We start from the raw sequence: 16,438 nt of genomic DNA, 5'->3' as shown, positions 1-16,438 counted from the left end.
TATTAGTTGAAAGTCAAATATAAATAACAAATTTGTTATAATTTGTGAAAAAAAGTATTACTTATTTTTAGATTTTAAAGATTTTTTATATATTTTTTTCATTTGTTTCTCTTTTTTTACTACAGAGAAACAAGATTGTTTATCTTTGTCCATTTCACTTCTATATGATGAATTACGATAATAAGAATCATATTTATGCACATATTTTTTAACACTTTCTTTTGGGCAAGCAGTTGCTATTACACCACCAATTTTATCTTCAGATTCACCTAAATTTTCAAGTAAAATATTTAATTTAGTTTTTGTACAAATACCTATACGAGAACAAATCAATATTGAATCTATAATGTGCATAAATCGCTTTAATTCTAGTGCAAACTCAAAAGGAGGCAAATCGACTAAGATATAATCATAATTTTCTTTAACATAATCTAACTTTTCTTTATATAAAGTATTTTTCATAAAAATTGATGAAGAAAGCTCTGACTTACCTGGAGAAATAAGTTTTAAATTATCTAAACTTGGATAAGGTGTTACTATCGCTTTATGTAAATCATCATTATTTTCAAACAAGTTAATATATCCATTATTATCATGTTTTAGTCCAAACTGCTTTCTAAGGGAAGGAGCTTTTAAATCAGCATCAATTAATAAAACTTTATAACCACTATTACTAAGACATATACCTAAACTTGCAACTAAATGACTTTTACCTTCATTAACTAATGAACTTGTAACAGCAATAATCTTATTAGATTTACTTTTCCCATATAAAATATTTGAAGCTACTAATTTATATCTTTCATAGATATATGAATCAACATAATTATCCATCATAATCATTGATGAATTTTTATAATTTTGTTTTTTTAGACACTTTTTATCTACTATAACGTAGGGTATCCAACCTAATAATGGTATTTTATTATTTAAAACAACTTTTAAATCATCTACTGTATGAATTGTATCATCTATCATATGTAGTAATAAACATAAAAGAAAGCCTAAAGCAGCTCCTAATAATATACTTACAGCTAAAATTAATAATTTATTAGGACTTACCTCATTAACTGAAACAACAGCTGGACTTACTATTTTTACATTATTGGTATTTGCAGCAGCTGTTAATGATACTTGTTCTAAAAGAGAATTCAATTCTTTTCGAATAGCCTCTAGAGAATCAACATCGCTTTGTAATGTACTTAACTCTTTTTCTATTTCAGGTAGTTGATTAAAATTATCTTCAAAACTAATAATTGCATTTTCAATATTTTCTATTGCAAGTTCACAAGTTAGTGTATCTAAAATTATTAAATTGTATTTACTAATTAAATAATCATCTATTTCAATTTCATATGCTTCATGTATCTCATCTAATCTATTGATTATAAGATTTTCAGCTTCATTCATTAGACTATTTAATTGAGAAATTCTTTGATTAACTGTATCATTTAAATTATCATTTACAACAGATAAATTAGTAGTATTCCATGAATTAATATTTGAAGATAAATCAAAATATATTATCTCTTTATTTGCTTTTTTATAACTATTTAAATAAGAATTAATATAAGTATCGTTTTTACAAATTTCTAAAGAAGGTAATAATTTATTATAACTTTCTTGATATTCCTCTATTGTAAGTAAATTCTCAAAATATTCTAATTCTAATGGCTTTTTCTTCATTTCTAAATATGAAATATTGTTAACTAAAGTTGCTGAATTATTTGATAAAAAATCTATACCAGTTTTTGCCTTATATTCAAATAACTTATCATTAGCTTCTTTTAATTCTAATTCGACTTCAGGAATTTGTTCTTCTAAAAATAAGATTTGAGTATTTTTAGAATCCGTACTAAATTTAGATAATATATCGTTAAAACTAATTGCTAATACATTAGCAAAGTCAGCTGCAAAATTAGGATTAGAATCTGTAATTGATACTTCAACTAAATTAGTATCTTTAACTAAATTAACACTAACTTCATTCTTAATAAAAGAAAGAATATTTATTTCAGAATATAAAACACCTTCACTTGTAGAATATTTAGATAAATCTAGATAGGAAATAGCATCACTTAATGTTGTAATATTTGTTAATAATTGGACTTCTGTTGAAATATCATCACTCGAATCAAAAAAATCAGACGATAAAACACTTCCAATAGTTGAACTTTTTTTTATAGGATCAACTAATATGGTGACAGTACTTTGATATTTTTTTTCTGTAAAATTTAGATATATTATTCCACTTATAAATGATAAAACAATTATTAGTAGTAGTAGAATTTTCCTTCGATAAATTAATTCAAATATCTCAAATAAACTAATACCTTCTTCAAATTCTTCCGTTTTATTAAGCTCAACCAAATATTAGTCCCCTAAATCTTATTTTTTTTTATAAATTTAAGTTATAATACTATATTTTATTTCTAAAAGCAATTTTTTTTATTAAACACACATTTTCAACATATATTACAAATATATCTTCATTTTATCATTTGTATATTTCTTTATTGTTTATTACCTTTAGTATAAGTTATATTTTAGTTATTAAATAAAGCTTATATAATTATTTGGAGAATAGTATGTCATTAAATTGGAAAGAATTAGAGCTAATTGTGAGTGAATTACCTCTAAAAAACTCAAGAATTCAAAAAGTTATTCAACATGATTTTCATAGTCTTTCTTGGATTTTACATAGTAGCTCAACTAAACAATGGACACTATATACTGAATTAAATACTCCTTACGCAAGAATTCATAGAAGTACAAAATTAACTTCTCCCCCTCAAGGAGAAAAAACTAAAAAACTACAACGTTTTGTTCAATTTTGTAGAGCAAATGTTGAAGGTGCATTAATTATTGATAGTGAATGCATTAAAGGCGATAGAATCTTAAAGTTAACTCTTAGAAAAAGGGATACTATTTTTTATATATATTTTAGATTGTACAGTGGACCTGCTGCAAATATCTTAATAGTTGATGAAAATAATATTATTCTTGATTCTTTGTATAGAAGACCTAATAGAGGAGATGTTACTAATGGAGAATTTAAAGTTTCTCTTCCTAAAGTTTTAAATGATAAGTTTAATATAAGAGAGCGAGATGAAAAATTATCTTTTAATGAACAAATTGAAAAAGAATATGGTCAAATTAGTACAGAATTTACTTTAGAACAATTAGTAGCTAAAGTAGAAGCTATTAAAGATAATAAATTAAAAAAACTAGAAGGAAGTGTAACTTCTCTTTATAAAAGACTACAAAGTACTAAAGATTTTGAAAGCATTAAAAAAGAAGCTGATTTATTATCTGCCTATTTATATTTGGTTAAACCAAATTCTTCCTCAATAACATTAACATCCTGGGAAGATAACAGTGATGTAACTTTAAAATTAAACCCCAACTTAACTAAAGAAGAAAACCTTAATGAATTATATGAAAAATATCATAAAAATAAAGGATCATATAATAATGCATTAGAACAATGGGAAAAAGCTAAAGAAGATTATGAGAAAGCAAAAAACTATTTTAATCAAATACTAACTTTAAGTGATAACGAAATACAAGATATTAGAAAATTAAAAAAAGCACTTAAAACTCAAGAGCCAACACAAAAACTTGAAAAAAATGAAATAGGTTTATCTTTTATTAGTGGGAAATTCACTATTTTAGTTGGTAGAAATGCAAAAGAAAATGACCAACTATTAAGAAAGAAAGTTAAAGGAAATGATTATTGGCTCCATACTAGAGATTATAGTGGAGGTTATGTATTTATTAAATTTATAAGAAATAAAACAGTTCCTTTAGATGTATTATTAGATGCAGCAAACCTTGCTATTTTCTATTCAAAAGCCCGGGGTCAAAAGGTTTGTGATTTATATTATACTCAAGTAAAATATTTAAGAAGAGCTAAAAATGGACCATTAGGCCTTGTTTTACCAACTCAAGAGAAAAACCTTAACATTAAATATGATGAAAAAAGATTAAATACACTTTTAAAATAAAAGGATAATATATAATATATATTTTATTGGAGAATTTAATGAGAAAAATACATAAAATTGAAAAAACTATACATCATGATATTTTTTATCCATCAGATAAAGATTTATTAAATAAGTTAATAAATGATACAGAAGAAATATACAAAGCAACAAATAAAGAATCTAGCAAAGTTTTTTTAATCCCCCATGCGAGTTATGAATTCATTCTCCCTTTATTAGTTAATTCTTTTACTTCGATGAAAGATGATTTTGAGAGAATTTTAATCTTAGCACCCTCTCACTTAAAAAATATTAATGAAAATTCAAATATAAATATTTTTGTACCTGAATATGAAACTATTATTACTCCATTAGGAAATCTTAATTTAGATACTGAATTTATTAATTCATATTTTACCTCTTCAATGAAAAACGCTACATACTTTGAAGAAGAATCATCTTTTGAACAATTATATATAATGATTCAACATTATTTTAAGGATAAAAAAGTTGTTCCTATTTGCTCCATAATTGAAAATTCTACTCAAAGTAAAAATTTTAGTACTTTTTTAAATAAATTAATCGATGATAAAACATTGATAATTATTAGTGGAAATGCATCTTCTTATCAAAAGAATGACCTTTCTTATAAAAAAGCAAATTCATTAATTAAAAGTTTAGAATCAGGAGAAAAATTGTTACAACTTCAAAAACAGAAAATTATCGATAGTTGTGCAAGTGGTATTATTGATTCTCTTCTTAAAACTAAAATTTATAAAAATAAATCTTTCAAAATTCAATTAATTGAAGTAGAAAAACAAATTTCAAAAATTATTACAAATTATGATATAGATAATAAGTGCGTTTATCATATAACTGCAAAAATAAAGGACTAAACATGTTCACAAATAAAGATATTATTAAATTACAAATTGAAGACAAAAATTATAGTGCTATTACTTTTAGTGATAAAAACTGTGAATTACCATCATTTCTATTACAGGGCGAAAAACAACCAGGTTTTATTTATAAAGATGATAAATTAGAAAAATGGTACTGGGAAGGTTTTACAACATACAATGATAAAAAATGTTTATACTTTGAACCTTTAGAACTCTACCCTTTAGCAGAAATTGCTTTTTCTAAAAGAAATATAGCTCCTAAATTAATACTTAATTTAGCAAAAGCCCTTTCTTTGTTGGATTCATCATTTTTAGATTTGCAAAATGGTATTATTAGTGCATGGAGAATTTACTTTACTAAAGATGATGGTATATTAATCTTACCTAGAACTTTAAGCGATATTTTCTCTTCTACTTCAAATGAAAAAGTTAGATATGATAATGCAAATTATTTTATTCATGCAAATTTATTACCTTCTTTCACTCTAATTGATCAAATGGCACAACTATACTATTTTGCTATGACTTCTATTAGACCTTATGAATTTACTACTGTTAGAGAAAATAAGTATAATGCTATTAACTTAGATTTATTAGTTAATGCATTAGATATTAGTGTAGATTCTGATTTATCTAATAAAATAGATAAGATTTTACATCTTAGCATTAGTAAAATTAGAGATATTTCATCAAACTTAGAGCCTCAAATTGCCTTAAAATGGTTTATTGAAAGATTTAAAGATATTTCTTGGGATTTAGAGAATAAAGCGTATACTAAAATTGATATTGAGACATTATTAGAAAATGATAAAATTTCAAAAACTATTAATAATTATTTGAAAAATGAAAAAAGAAGAGTTTTTTTAAGAAAAAGAGGTACTCTAATAATTATTATAACTTTAATCTCTATAGCTGTTATAGGTTTCACAACCTCAAGAATAAAAGAAGCATTAGCTCCTCCTTATACTGCTTCTTTTGATCAAAATGGTATTATTAATGCTTACTATGAAGCTCAAAATAATTTAGATGTTCAAAAACTTGAAGCAAGCTTAAAAAGAGGAACTAAGTCCCCTATTTCTAATGAAATTACAACACTTTTCGTAACTAGACAAACTAGAATGGCTTATGAGCAAGTTGATTCTGTTGTTAATCCTGTTACTTGGGTAGAAAAAGGTATGCCACCTATTAATGATCAATACTTAATTTATGGTATTGACGATATTTTAATAACTCAAATAAATGAAAATCAATATAAAGTTGATAGTATTTTTTATTCCCCTTACCCTCTTAATGATGAAATAAGTGAAGAAGAAGGTATAGCTAATGAAGATGATGATTTTTATTATTGCTATAGATTTATGCAATCTGAAATATTTACCTTCAACTATAATGATAGAGGTTGGTATGAAATAAGTGACATACAACAAACTAATATGAAATATGTAGATACTTTATTAGTTCCAACATTTAGTTCTTATGATACTGAATATATAGAGGAAGAGGATTTGAGAGAAACTAAATCTATAATTGAAGATATTTATCTAAATGCAACATATAACTAATTTTAATTTATATTCTTATAATAAAACTTTAAAACAGAAAACCACCTAGAGGAGAATCTAGGTGGAAATTTAAAAGGAGGTTTATATATATATTTTGTTTCTTAGGATAAATAATGTTTAAATTTGGGGGATTTAATATTATAGTTTTTCCTAATCACATTTGTATATTACACAACCTTGTAACTTATGTCAATAGATAAGTAAATAAAAATATAATATTTTTTTTAATTAAAGTAACAATTAATTTTATTTCCTTATATAATAAATAAATATACAATAAATATCCAAAAATAACTTATTACATGCTTATTTTACTAAATATAGTCATTTATTTTTGTTAATATTTCTTTTTCATCTTTTGCATTCATCCAATTAACATTTTTAAATGATTTAAAGAATGTATATTGTCTTTTTGCATATTTTCTAGAATTATGAACTATTAAATCTCCAACTTGAGCTACTGTTAATTCTCCGGTTTTCATTGCTTGGAAAAATTCTTTATAACCAATACCCTGCATACCAGGCCAAGATTCATTAGCTCCATGTGATACTAAATATCTAATTTCATCTAATAAGCCATCTTTCATCATGATATCAAAACGAAGACGAAGTCTTTTATCCATTATCTCTTTCTCTCTATATAAACCAATAATTAAAGGATTCATATCATTTCTATAGGTATCAGGAAGATCAAAAGAAGAAAGCGGTTTATTACAAGTTAGGTATACTTCTAAAGCTCTACTTATTCTATATTTATCATTTTGATTAATTCTATTATGTGAAATAGGATCAACTTTTTCTAAATAAGCATAAGCGGTCTCAAGAGAATTTTCTAATATAAAAGTTTCTACTTGTTTGCGTATCTCAATAGAGGATGCAGGTGCGTTTGACAATCCATACAAAAAATGTTTGAAATAGAAAGCAGTACCACCACTGATTACAGGAATTTTATTTTCTAAATGTATTTTTTTTACAGCTTTATCTGCTTCTTCTATAAAGGTAGCTACAGTGAATTGTTCTCTAGGATCTAGAATATCAATCATATAATGATCAATTTTTTTTAAAATATCTTCAGTAACTTTAGCCGACCCTATATCAAGCCCTTTATAGACTTGAATGGAATCGGCATTAATTACAGAAAATTTGTTAGGATCCAACTTAGATAAAAGATTTGTTTTACCTACACTAGTTGGACCGAATAAAAATATTATTTTTTCAAATGGATTAGTTGTCTGAGTTTTCAACTTTTGTATATTTGATTTCACCGTTTAGAGCTCTATATAGAACTTCACTAACAATTTTACCATTATTTTCTTCGATTTCTTTACCACCACAACCAGGGTTACTTAAGATATCTGCTTCTTTAATAGCAACACATGTAATTTCATAAATATTATCTTTAAAATCGATTAATTCATCTAATGGAACTTTATTCACCAGGAGGCTCCTTAATATTATTTTTAGATATTTAAAAAATATCTATTCGAACTTCATTATAATAGAAAAAAAACATCAAAATGTATAGTCCTAATTATAAAAACAATTAAACTTATATTATTTATTGTGATATTTCATTCACTTTTTTTACTATAATATCAACAATTTCATCAGGTGATTTATTATCAGTATCAACAACTAAATCCACAAAATCATATTTATTATTATCGATTGAATAAATTCTTTGATATCTATTTGTATCATTTTTATCTCTCATTTGAGTTTGTTCTAAGCGAGTTGTGAAACTTCCACCTTCTCTTTTATAAACTCTCTGAGCTCTTTCTTCATCACTAGCATACAAATAAACTTTAAGATCAGCTTCTTTTAACATCCAAATAGCTAAACGTGAACCTAATACACAGTTCTCTTCATCCATAGCCATTTTTACTTGTCTGTTATCTAATTCAATATCAAAAGAATCATCTTCTTCTGCCATTTTACAAAAATCCCAAAATTCAACACCTTTTTCTTTTGCTAAATTTCGAAATGTAAAATTAATAAGTTTATAATTCAACTTTTGTGCTAATTTAGTTGATACAGTGGTATTACCGCAACCACTTTTCCCGCTAATTGCAATTCTCATTTATTTTCCTCTATTCTATATTTCTTGCTTGTTCTCTTATATTTTCTAAGTTGTCTTTCATTCTAACAACTTCTAAATTCAATTCAGCTATTTGACTTTTTGAACCAATTGTATTTATTTCTCTATTAATTTCTTGACATAAGAAATCTATTCTTTTTCCTACGCTTTCATCTAAGTTAAGTAAGTTATCAAAAGCTTCTAGATGAACACCTAATCTATTTATTTCTTCATTTACTGAAAGCTTTACAAGCATTAGTGCAACTTCTTGTAAGACTCTATTTTCATCATAACTTTGCTCTTCTAATACTTCATTTATCTTATTAGTAAGTGTTGTTTTAACATTTTCTTCAATTTCACTAGCACGGCTCTTTACTATTTCAAGGCTTTCAACAATTTTATCTTTAGAGTTTTTTAAATCTAATCTAGTAGATTCACCTTCTCTCTTTTTAGTTTCTTTAAATTGAATTAGTGCTTCTTCAAGAAGAGAGAAGAGAGGCCCTTCAAATTTTTCAGTATCTGTATCTTTAACATTAGTTAGTGCCCCTTCTGCACTTAAAAAATCACTTAATTGAGGGATACTATGTACTTGAGAGACTTCATTTATTTTTTTAAAAGCTAGTACATACTGGTTGATTATCTCTTCATCAACAACTACTTTAACGTCATTTTTTAATACTCTAACTCTAACTGAAACTTCAATTCTTCCTCTCTTTGCAACACTTTTTATCTTTTTATCAATATCCATTTCATAAGCAGATAAATAATAAGGAATATTATGCATTATATCTAAATATCTGTTGTTAACAGATTTTATTTCTACTTGCATTTGAATTTCTTCATTAGATGTTTGGGCACATCCATAACCTGTCATACTTGTCATATTTTTTTCTACCTTTTTTTTAATTCATTAATCACATCTTTATATAAAGTATCATTATTAGAAGCACCTAATGAAATAAAAACATCATCTACCTCTATCATTGAAGATATGATTGATGGAAGTTCAGCTTCATTTTCTACATAAATCACACTAGCTAATCTTACTTTATAGCTCTTTAACAACTTAGAATTCAAATCTTTTACCATTTTTCTATCTAAATTATCTTCATCCTTATCCATTCTAGCACTCATAAAGGTTTTTGTAATTATCAACTTATCAAAAAGCAATAAAACTTGTAAAAAATCTTTATACAAGGCTTTTGTTCTACTTGCAGTATGAAAAGAAAATACAGCAAATAATTTTCTATTTGGATATCTTTGCTTTATTTCATTAATCAATACAAATATTTCACTAGGATGATGTGCATAATCATCTATAAAGATAATATTATTATAATTTGCTTTTAATTCTAATCTACCTTTTACTCCATTAAAGTTCTCTAAAGCTTTGAAAGAAGATCTAAAAACTGTAGTAAATACTTCATCACTAATTATATCATTCTCATTTAAGTACAAATTAACTTCATCACTATCTAATAAAATGCAAGTTGAAAAAATAGCTGCTGCTAATATATCATTAACTAATGCTCTATTAAAATATTTAATATTATATAATTCATCATGTGTAATTCTAACTTTATAAGAAGATGATAAAGTATCTTTTTCTAGACGAAAAATAGAATTATCATAAAAACCATAAGTTATTACATTTAAATCAGGACGAATCTCTTTTATTGTCTTAAGTAATGATTTAATATTTTTATCATCTACATTTAATATCAAAAAACCATTTTTTTTTATATTTATTGCAAATTGTAAAAAACTATCTATAACATCTTTCTCACTTTTAAAAAAATCAGGATGATCAAAATCAATAGAAGTTATAACAGCACCATTTAAGTTATATTTGTGAAAATGATTTTCATATTCACAAGCTTCTAATAAAAAAGCTTTATTTCCTTGAAAGGTATAAGGATTATCATTAAGTAGTGAAGATCCAAAAATGGAATAAAATGGAAAGTTCTTTCGACTTTTATAACTTAATGAAAAAGTAGTAGCTGCGGAAGTTGTAGTTTTCCCATGAGTACCACTTATACCATAAGATTTAGACATTTTTGTAAGAAATGCTAAGTATTCTACATATGAATAAGTATCATACTTTTCATTCAAATTTTTTATTAAAGGATGATTTTTATAAGCTGTTGAATAAATTACTACATCAATATTCTCATTAATTAAAGAAATATCAAATTCACTATATATCTTAATATTAGCATTTTCTAATTTTTCTTGTGAGATAAAATAGGTGTTTTTATCAACGCCAAAAACATTACCCCCTTGCTCTTTAATTATTAGAGCTAAGGAAGACATTCCATTTCCTTTTATTCCTACTAAGAAATAATTTATCATAAAAACACCTACAAATAGAAAAAGACTGCCCTAATGACAGTCTCTCTTTAAAATAAAGAAAGAATTATTTTGAGTTCTTTCTTTGAGCATTACAAGCTTTACAAATCATTACTTTTTCTTCATCAATTGTTGCTTCGTAAAGTACTTTGATATTTGTTCTCTTACAAATTGGGCAAGTACCTTTTCCTTGATTATGTTCGTGACGGATGCCTGTTCCTCTATGTGCTTTGGACATAATATTCTCCTTGAAATTTCAATAACTAATGGTGATAATAGTACTTAAAATGGTGTTCTGTCAAGATACATCTTATTTCTTAGGTCAGAACATACTATTTTTTAAAGGTTTTAACAAAAAAAAGAGAAATGTTTTATTTTTTTTAAATAAATTTAATTTTTTTATAATATTAGGTTTATAAAAATAATATATTAAAACACATAGTTTTTTTCTTATTTTTAATTAATTATTCAGCAAATAATTAATTATTCTATTAATAATTTTTATAATAAATAAGTAATACTTTTATTTATATATCAACCTTGTATATATACTCAATAAAATATATGATTGATTGGTTATGAAAATTATTATATTAGGTGCAGGAAGAAGAGGACTTAGATTAGCAAACACATTATCTCTTGAAGACAATGATATTACTATAATAGACACAAATGAAAAACAAACAGATTTAGCTATGGCAAGAATAGATTGTATCGCTTATTCTGGTAATGGAATTTCATTATCAGACCTTGAAGAAGCAGGGGTTAGAGAAAGTGATGTATTTATTGCTATAACAGGTAATGATGAAATTAATTTAATCTCAACCGCAATGGCAAAAGATGAATTTAAAATCCCACAAACAATATGTAGTGTAAAGAATTTATCTTTACTAGGTTATAGAGATGAAAATAATAATTCCTTACTAGGTATAAATCACATAGTAAATCCAGATGAAGAAATAGCATCTCACATATATACTGAAATAGTTCAAGGTGTGTTTAAAAACACAATAAGTTTTAACAATTTTAAATTGCTATTATACACAGTTGAATTAACTAAAGACTTCCCCTTTCATGATTTAAGTATCAAAGACATAAATGAGAAAATAAAACAAAATTTTATAATTGCTGCAATTTTAAGAAACAATAAAGCGATTATACCAAGTGGGAATACTAAACTAAAAATAGATGATTTAATTACTTTTGTAGCAAAACAAAATGAAAGTAGAAAAATCTTATCTAATATTGGAGTAAATAAAACTAAAGCAAAAAAAGTTGTAATAGTTGGTGGAAACCAAACAACTAACTTTTTATTAAATAAATTTACTCCTAAAGAAAGATCTAATATCACTTTAATTGACAGAAACAAAACAGTTTGTGAAAAATTTGCACAAGATTTTCCAGAAATTTTAGTTGTAAACGGTAATATAACAGACGAAGAAATATTTAAAGAATGCAATTTATTCAACTTCGATTTATTAATTGCAATAACAGATAGTGATGAATTAAACATTATAGTAGCAAGCTATGCAAAGCAAGTTGGTATCTCTTACTCAATGGCATTAATTAAATCAAATAATAATTATATTAGAATGGCAAAGCATTTAAATATCGATGATGTTATTTCAACACAAAAAGTTGCTGTAGATTCTATTACAAGATATTTACACGGTGACAATGTTAAAAACATACACTCCCTCTTTGATGGTCAAATGCAATCCATTGAATTAATTTTATCAAAAGATAGTCCAGTCATAAACAAGCAATTAAAATCAATTAACATGAAAGGAAAAGGTATTATTGCAGGTATAATTAAAAATGATGGCAATACTATTATTCCTAATGGGACTTATAAACTTGAAGAAAATGATAAATTAATAATTATAACAACCCAAAAAGCAATTAATCATATTTTAGGTATATTTTAATGAATATAAAACAAGATATTAGAATTATTGCTATTATATTATTAGCAATTGGTGCAACCATGTTAATCCCCCTATTCATTGGATTAAATTACGGTGAAGATTTAGCTGTAAAAGGTTTCTTCTTTGCTATTCTTTCAATAATTATATTTAGTGGTTCTACTTTATTTTTAACAAAAAATCACACAAATAATGAAATTAAAGGTAGAGATGGATATTTAGTTGTAACTCTTACCTGGATAACAATTACAGCTTTTGGTGCTTTACCACTAATTATCAGCAAAGAATTTTCTACTTATGATAGTGCATATTTTGAAATAATGAGTGGATTTACTACAACTGGCGCAACCTGTTTTACTAATATAGAAGGAGCTGCTAAAAGCATACTCTTTTGGAGAAGCTTTACAAATTGGCTAGGTGGTATGGGTGTTGTTGTTTTATTTGTAGCATTATTACCTGCTATGGGTATCGGTGGGAGTATTTATTTAATGGGCGCTGAATCTGTAGGGCCTGTTAAAGGTAAATTAACACCTAAAACTAAAAATACTGCAGCTGCTCTTTGGTCAATTTACTTTGGATTCACTGTTTTAGAAACTATATTACTTCGACTCGGTGGATTAAGTCTTTATGAAGCAACAACAGTAGCTTTCTCAACAATGTCTGCTGCGGGATTTTGTGTTAAAAACACGTCTATAGGTAGTTTTAACAGTGCCTATGTTGATGTAGTTGTTACAATATTTATGATGGCATCTGGGGCTAACTTTGCACTTTACTTCAAACTCATAAAAAGAAAGTTTAGTGAAGTATGGGGAGATGGTGAATTAAAAAGTTATCTAAGAATTTGGGGTATATGTACATTACTTTGTGCTTTTTACTTAACTTATAAAGGATATTATACTTCCTTTTTTACATCCCTTAGATTTGCTGCTTTCCAATTAGCTTCAGTTATTACAACAACAGGTTTTGCCACCACTGATTATTTACTTTGGCCTAGATTCTCTATGATGTTTGTTTTAGTTATGATGTTTATAGGCGGATGCGCTGGTAGTGCTGGTGGAGGGATGAAAGTTATTAGAGTATCAACTATTGTAAAGCAAGCACATTATCAAATGAAATCTCAACTACATCCAAATGGAGTTTTCCCAATCAAAAGTGGTAATCAAATTCTCTCAAAAGATGTACTTAGAAGTATATCAGCATTTTGTGGTGTTTATATAGCAACATGGATTTTCTCATCTGTTTTAATATCATTAACAGGAGTTAGTGTAGAAACATGCTTAGCTTCAACCCTACTTACTTTAGGAAATATAGGGATAGGATTTGGAGCTGTAGGACCAACAGGTAATTTTGCATCTTTTCCTAATTGGGCACATTGGATTTTCTCCTTTTTAATGCTAATTGGTAGATTAGAAATATTCTCAGTATTTATTTTATTTACTAAAGAATTTTGGAAAAAATAATCTTTTTAACATACTATATTGATTTGTAGTAAATAAATAGTATAATAAAGAAAAACACTTAGAGGTTTATTTTGAGATCCAACGGTTATAAAACTAAAAACAAAGAATATATAATAGATATTCTAGAAAATCATCTAGATACAACATTGAGTGCCGATGAAATTTTAGAATATTTAAAAGTTAAAGGTAAAAATATGAATATTACAACTATTTATAGGAACCTTGAAAAATTAGCAAAAAATAATATTGTTCTTAAATTCCCTTCAACTGATGGAACTAAAAATTATTACCAATTAAGAAAACATAATTATATCCATGAAGATCACCTACATTTGCAATGTACTGAATGTGGTAAAGTTATTCACCTTGATTGTGACACAATGCAAAAATTTGTAGAACATTTACAAAAAGATCATAACTTTGATTTAACATGTGCATCTTCAATCCTTTTTGGACTTTGTGAAGACTGCAAAAAGAAAAACAAACATTGTAAATAGAATATTATTGACACAATTAAATTATAGTATTATCTTAAAAATGCAAATCAGTTGCATTTTAGGAGAAATCTTTATGAAAAAAAATTTATTATTATTTTTAAGTTTACTATTTATATACCCTCTTTTTTCTTCAGGGCAAACAGAAGAGATAACAAAACCAACAATAGCTGTTTCTATTATACCTCAAGCTACATTTGTTGAAAAGATTGCTAAAGATAAAGTTGATATAGTAACACTTATACCAAAAGGCTCATCCCCTGAGAATTACGAACCTACCCCAAAACAAAGAATAGAATTTGAAAATTCAGACCTTTATTTTTCAATTGGAGTATTAAGTGAAGAATTTAATATACTACCAATGGTAAATAAAGAAAATACTAAAGTTATATATTTAGCAAATGAAGTTGAAGAAGTATATCCACCAATTTATATAGGTCAATCAAGAGATCCTCATATTTGGTTAAGTCCTAAAAGAGTATTAATTATGGTTGATATAATAGAGAGAGAATTATCTTTATTAGACAGTGAAAATGAAAATTTTTACAAAGAGAATGCTGCTGCATTTAAAAAAGAAATAAATGCTGCTATTGTAGAAATAGAGAAGAGTTTAGAAACAAGTCAAAATAAAAGCTTTTTAGTTTATCATCCAGCTTTTAGTTATTTTGCAGATGATTTTAATTTGAATATGTTATCAATTGAAGAAGAAGGTAAAGAAATAACACCTAAATCACTAATTGCAACAATTAATAAAGCCAAAGAATTAGGAATTACAAATTTATATTATCAAGCAGAAATAGCAAGTGAAAAAAGTATTTCAATAAGTAAAGAACTAAAAGGAGAAGCAATTCTTTTAGACCCTTTAAGCCCTAATTATGTTGAAAACTTAATTATAATGGCAAACACTTTTAAGGAAAATTTTTAATGGATAAAGCAGTAAGCGTAAAGAATTTATCTGTAAAATATGGAAATCATTTTGCAATAAAAAACATTAATATGGATATAGAAAAGGGTGATTATCTTGGAATAATTGGACCTAATGGTGGTGGTAAAACAACATTATTAAAAGCTATTTTAAATTTAGTTGATCACAGTAGTAAAGAGATTTTATTATTTGATAAACCACTAAGAGATAGCAAATCCATGATATCTTATGTTCCACAAATTGCAAAAGTTGATAGAACTTACCCTATCAGTGTTTTAGAAGTTGTTCTTGGATCTAATTTAAAAAAATCTTTAAATCCTTTTTATAAATATACGAAAATAGACATTCAAAAATCTATCGATGCACTTAAAAAGGTAGATATAGAAGATTTAAAGGATAGACAAATTCAAAAACTATCAGGTGGTGAATTCCAACGTTTATTAATTGCAAGAGCAATTGTTAGAAATCCACAGTTATTATTTTTAGATGAACCAACTGCAAACGTTGATCCTAATTCAAGAAATATTATATATAATCTCTTAGATTCTTTGAACAAAAAAGGAACTACAATTTTAATGGTTAGCCATGATACTATGGCAATATCTTCAAAAGTGAAGAATATTGCCTGTATCAATACTGATTTAATATATCACGGTGGGCCTAAACTATCTAAGCATACTATTGAAAAAATGTATGGATGCCCAATAGACTTACTAGCTCATGGAATACCACATAGAGTTTTTGGAGAACACCATTAA

General features: G+C 25.9%; 15 protein-coding genes. 8 read left to right on the top strand and 7 right to left on the bottom strand.

Annotated elements, in window-relative coordinates:
* Positions 1-57: 57 nt before the first annotated feature.
* A complete protein-coding gene (locus ACPKM0_RS03070) occupies positions 58-2,370 on the bottom strand; it encodes a GumC family protein (RefSeq protein ID WP_472473335.1) in 2,313 nt (770 codons plus the stop codon).
* Between the two features lie 218 nt (positions 2,371-2,588).
* On the opposite strand from ACPKM0_RS03070, the gene ACPKM0_RS03065 reads away from it, so the two are divergent.
* The 3 genes from ACPKM0_RS03065 to ACPKM0_RS03055 are packed head-to-tail and all read left to right on the top strand — an operon-like array spanning position 2,589 to position 6,450.
* A complete protein-coding gene (locus tag ACPKM0_RS03065) occupies positions 2,589-4,007 on the top strand; it encodes an NFACT RNA binding domain-containing protein (protein WP_472473334.1) in 1,419 nt (472 codons plus the stop codon).
* A 38-nt stretch (positions 4,008-4,045) separates the two neighbouring features.
* The gene (amrB, locus tag ACPKM0_RS03060) at positions 4,046-4,882 is read left to right on the top strand and encodes an AmmeMemoRadiSam system protein B (protein WP_472473333.1); all 837 of its coding nucleotides are present in this window, start codon (positions 4,046-4,048) and stop codon (positions 4,880-4,882) included.
* Between the two features lie 2 nt (positions 4,883-4,884).
* The gene (locus tag ACPKM0_RS03055; RefSeq protein ID WP_472473332.1) at positions 4,885-6,450 is read left to right on the top strand and encodes a hypothetical protein; all 1,566 of its coding nucleotides are present in this window, start codon (positions 4,885-4,887) and stop codon (positions 6,448-6,450) included.
* 314 nt (positions 6,451-6,764) lie between these two features.
* Here ACPKM0_RS03055 and miaA read toward each other — a convergent pair whose 3' ends face one another.
* The 6 genes from miaA to ACPKM0_RS03025 form a co-directional block, all read right to left on the bottom strand.
* Positions 6,765-7,694 (bottom strand): tRNA (adenosine(37)-N6)-dimethylallyltransferase MiaA, encoded by a 930-nt coding sequence (gene miaA, locus ACPKM0_RS03050; protein ID WP_472473331.1) that lies wholly within the window; start codon positions 7,692-7,694, stop codon positions 6,765-6,767.
* Positions 7,675-7,887: a hypothetical protein gene (locus ACPKM0_RS03045; protein WP_472473330.1), complete on the bottom strand. Its 213-nt coding sequence runs from the start codon at positions 7,885-7,887 to the stop codon at positions 7,675-7,677. Before ACPKM0_RS03045 ends, miaA begins: the two co-directional genes overlap by 20 nt.
* A gap of 121 nt (positions 7,888-8,008) precedes the next feature.
* On the bottom strand, positions 8,009-8,530 hold the full coding sequence (gene cmk / locus ACPKM0_RS03040) for a (d)CMP kinase (RefSeq protein WP_472473329.1): 522 nt from the start codon (positions 8,528-8,530) through the stop codon (positions 8,009-8,011).
* Positions 8,531-8,540: 10 nt separating this feature from the next.
* A complete protein-coding gene (locus ACPKM0_RS03035; RefSeq protein ID WP_472473328.1) occupies positions 8,541-9,410 on the bottom strand; it encodes a YicC/YloC family endoribonuclease in 870 nt (289 codons plus the stop codon).
* Between the two features lie 8 nt (positions 9,411-9,418).
* Positions 9,419-10,879, bottom strand: a complete 1,461-nt coding sequence (locus ACPKM0_RS03030) for a Mur ligase family protein (protein WP_472473327.1) — start codon at positions 10,877-10,879, stop codon at positions 9,419-9,421.
* A gap of 64 nt (positions 10,880-10,943) precedes the next feature.
* Positions 10,944-11,114, bottom strand: a complete 171-nt coding sequence (locus ACPKM0_RS03025) for a hypothetical protein (protein ID WP_472473326.1) — start codon at positions 11,112-11,114, stop codon at positions 10,944-10,946.
* A gap of 340 nt (positions 11,115-11,454) precedes the next feature.
* Here ACPKM0_RS03025 and trkA point away from each other — a divergent pair, with 340 nt between their 5' ends.
* The 5 genes from trkA to ACPKM0_RS03000 all read left to right on the top strand — a co-directional run bounded on the left by trkA (position 11,455) and on the right by ACPKM0_RS03000 (position 16,438).
* Positions 11,455-12,804 carry a Trk system potassium transporter TrkA gene (gene trkA, locus ACPKM0_RS03020; RefSeq protein WP_472473325.1) on the top strand — a complete coding sequence of 450 codons (1,350 nt, stop codon included), beginning with the start codon at positions 11,455-11,457 and terminating at the stop codon, positions 12,802-12,804.
* A complete protein-coding gene (locus tag ACPKM0_RS03015) occupies positions 12,804-14,261 on the top strand; it encodes a TrkH family potassium uptake protein (RefSeq protein WP_472473324.1) in 1,458 nt (485 codons plus the stop codon). The genes trkA and ACPKM0_RS03015 overlap by 1 nt, the downstream gene beginning before the upstream one ends.
* A 71-nt stretch (positions 14,262-14,332) precedes the next feature.
* A complete protein-coding gene (locus ACPKM0_RS03010) occupies positions 14,333-14,758 on the top strand; it encodes a Fur family transcriptional regulator (protein ID WP_472473323.1) in 426 nt (141 codons plus the stop codon).
* A 73-nt stretch (positions 14,759-14,831) separates the two neighbouring features.
* On the top strand, positions 14,832-15,680 hold the full coding sequence (locus tag ACPKM0_RS03005) for a metal ABC transporter solute-binding protein, Zn/Mn family (RefSeq protein ID WP_472473322.1): 849 nt from the start codon (positions 14,832-14,834) through the stop codon (positions 15,678-15,680).
* The gene (locus ACPKM0_RS03000) at positions 15,680-16,438 is read left to right on the top strand and encodes a metal ABC transporter ATP-binding protein (RefSeq protein ID WP_472473321.1); all 759 of its coding nucleotides are present in this window, start codon (positions 15,680-15,682) and stop codon (positions 16,436-16,438) included. Before ACPKM0_RS03005 ends, ACPKM0_RS03000 begins: the two co-directional genes overlap by 1 nt.

Origin of the sequence: Pleomorphochaeta sp. (assembly GCF_050031695.1) — a bacterium.
GTDB lineage: Bacteria > Spirochaetota > Spirochaetia > Sphaerochaetales > Sphaerochaetaceae > Pleomorphochaeta.
The sequence above is the reverse complement of the archived record's forward strand: the minus strand, read 5'-3'. Positions and strand labels throughout refer to the sequence as shown.

Excerpts from the sequence above, each read along its gene's own strand:
- cmk (WP_472473329.1), bottom strand. The coding sequence starts at position 8,530 with ATGAGAATTGCAATTAGCGGGAAAAGTGGTTGCGGTAATACCACTGTA.
- ACPKM0_RS03030 (WP_472473327.1), bottom strand. The coding sequence starts at position 10,879 with ATGATAAATTATTTCTTAGTAGGAATAAAAGGAAATGGAATGTCTTCC.
- ACPKM0_RS03000 (WP_472473321.1), top strand. The coding sequence starts at position 15,680 with ATGGATAAAGCAGTAAGCGTAAAGAATTTATCTGTAAAATATGGAAAT.
- amrB (WP_472473333.1), top strand. The coding sequence starts at position 4,046 with ATGAGAAAAATACATAAAATTGAAAAAACTATACATCATGATATTTTT.
- ACPKM0_RS03055 (WP_472473332.1), top strand. The coding sequence starts at position 4,885 with ATGTTCACAAATAAAGATATTATTAAATTACAAATTGAAGACAAAAAT.
- ACPKM0_RS03005 (WP_472473322.1), top strand. The coding sequence starts at position 14,832 with ATGAAAAAAAATTTATTATTATTTTTAAGTTTACTATTTATATACCCT.
- ACPKM0_RS03015 (WP_472473324.1), top strand. The coding sequence starts at position 12,804 with ATGAATATAAAACAAGATATTAGAATTATTGCTATTATATTATTAGCA.
- ACPKM0_RS03065 (WP_472473334.1), top strand. The coding sequence starts at position 2,589 with ATGTCATTAAATTGGAAAGAATTAGAGCTAATTGTGAGTGAATTACCT.
- trkA (WP_472473325.1), top strand. The coding sequence starts at position 11,455 with ATGAAAATTATTATATTAGGTGCAGGAAGAAGAGGACTTAGATTAGCA.
- ACPKM0_RS03035 (WP_472473328.1), bottom strand. The coding sequence starts at position 9,410 with ATGACAAGTATGACAGGTTATGGATGTGCCCAAACATCTAATGAAGAA.
- ACPKM0_RS03025 (WP_472473326.1), bottom strand. The coding sequence starts at position 11,114 with ATGTCCAAAGCACATAGAGGAACAGGCATCCGTCACGAACATAATCAA.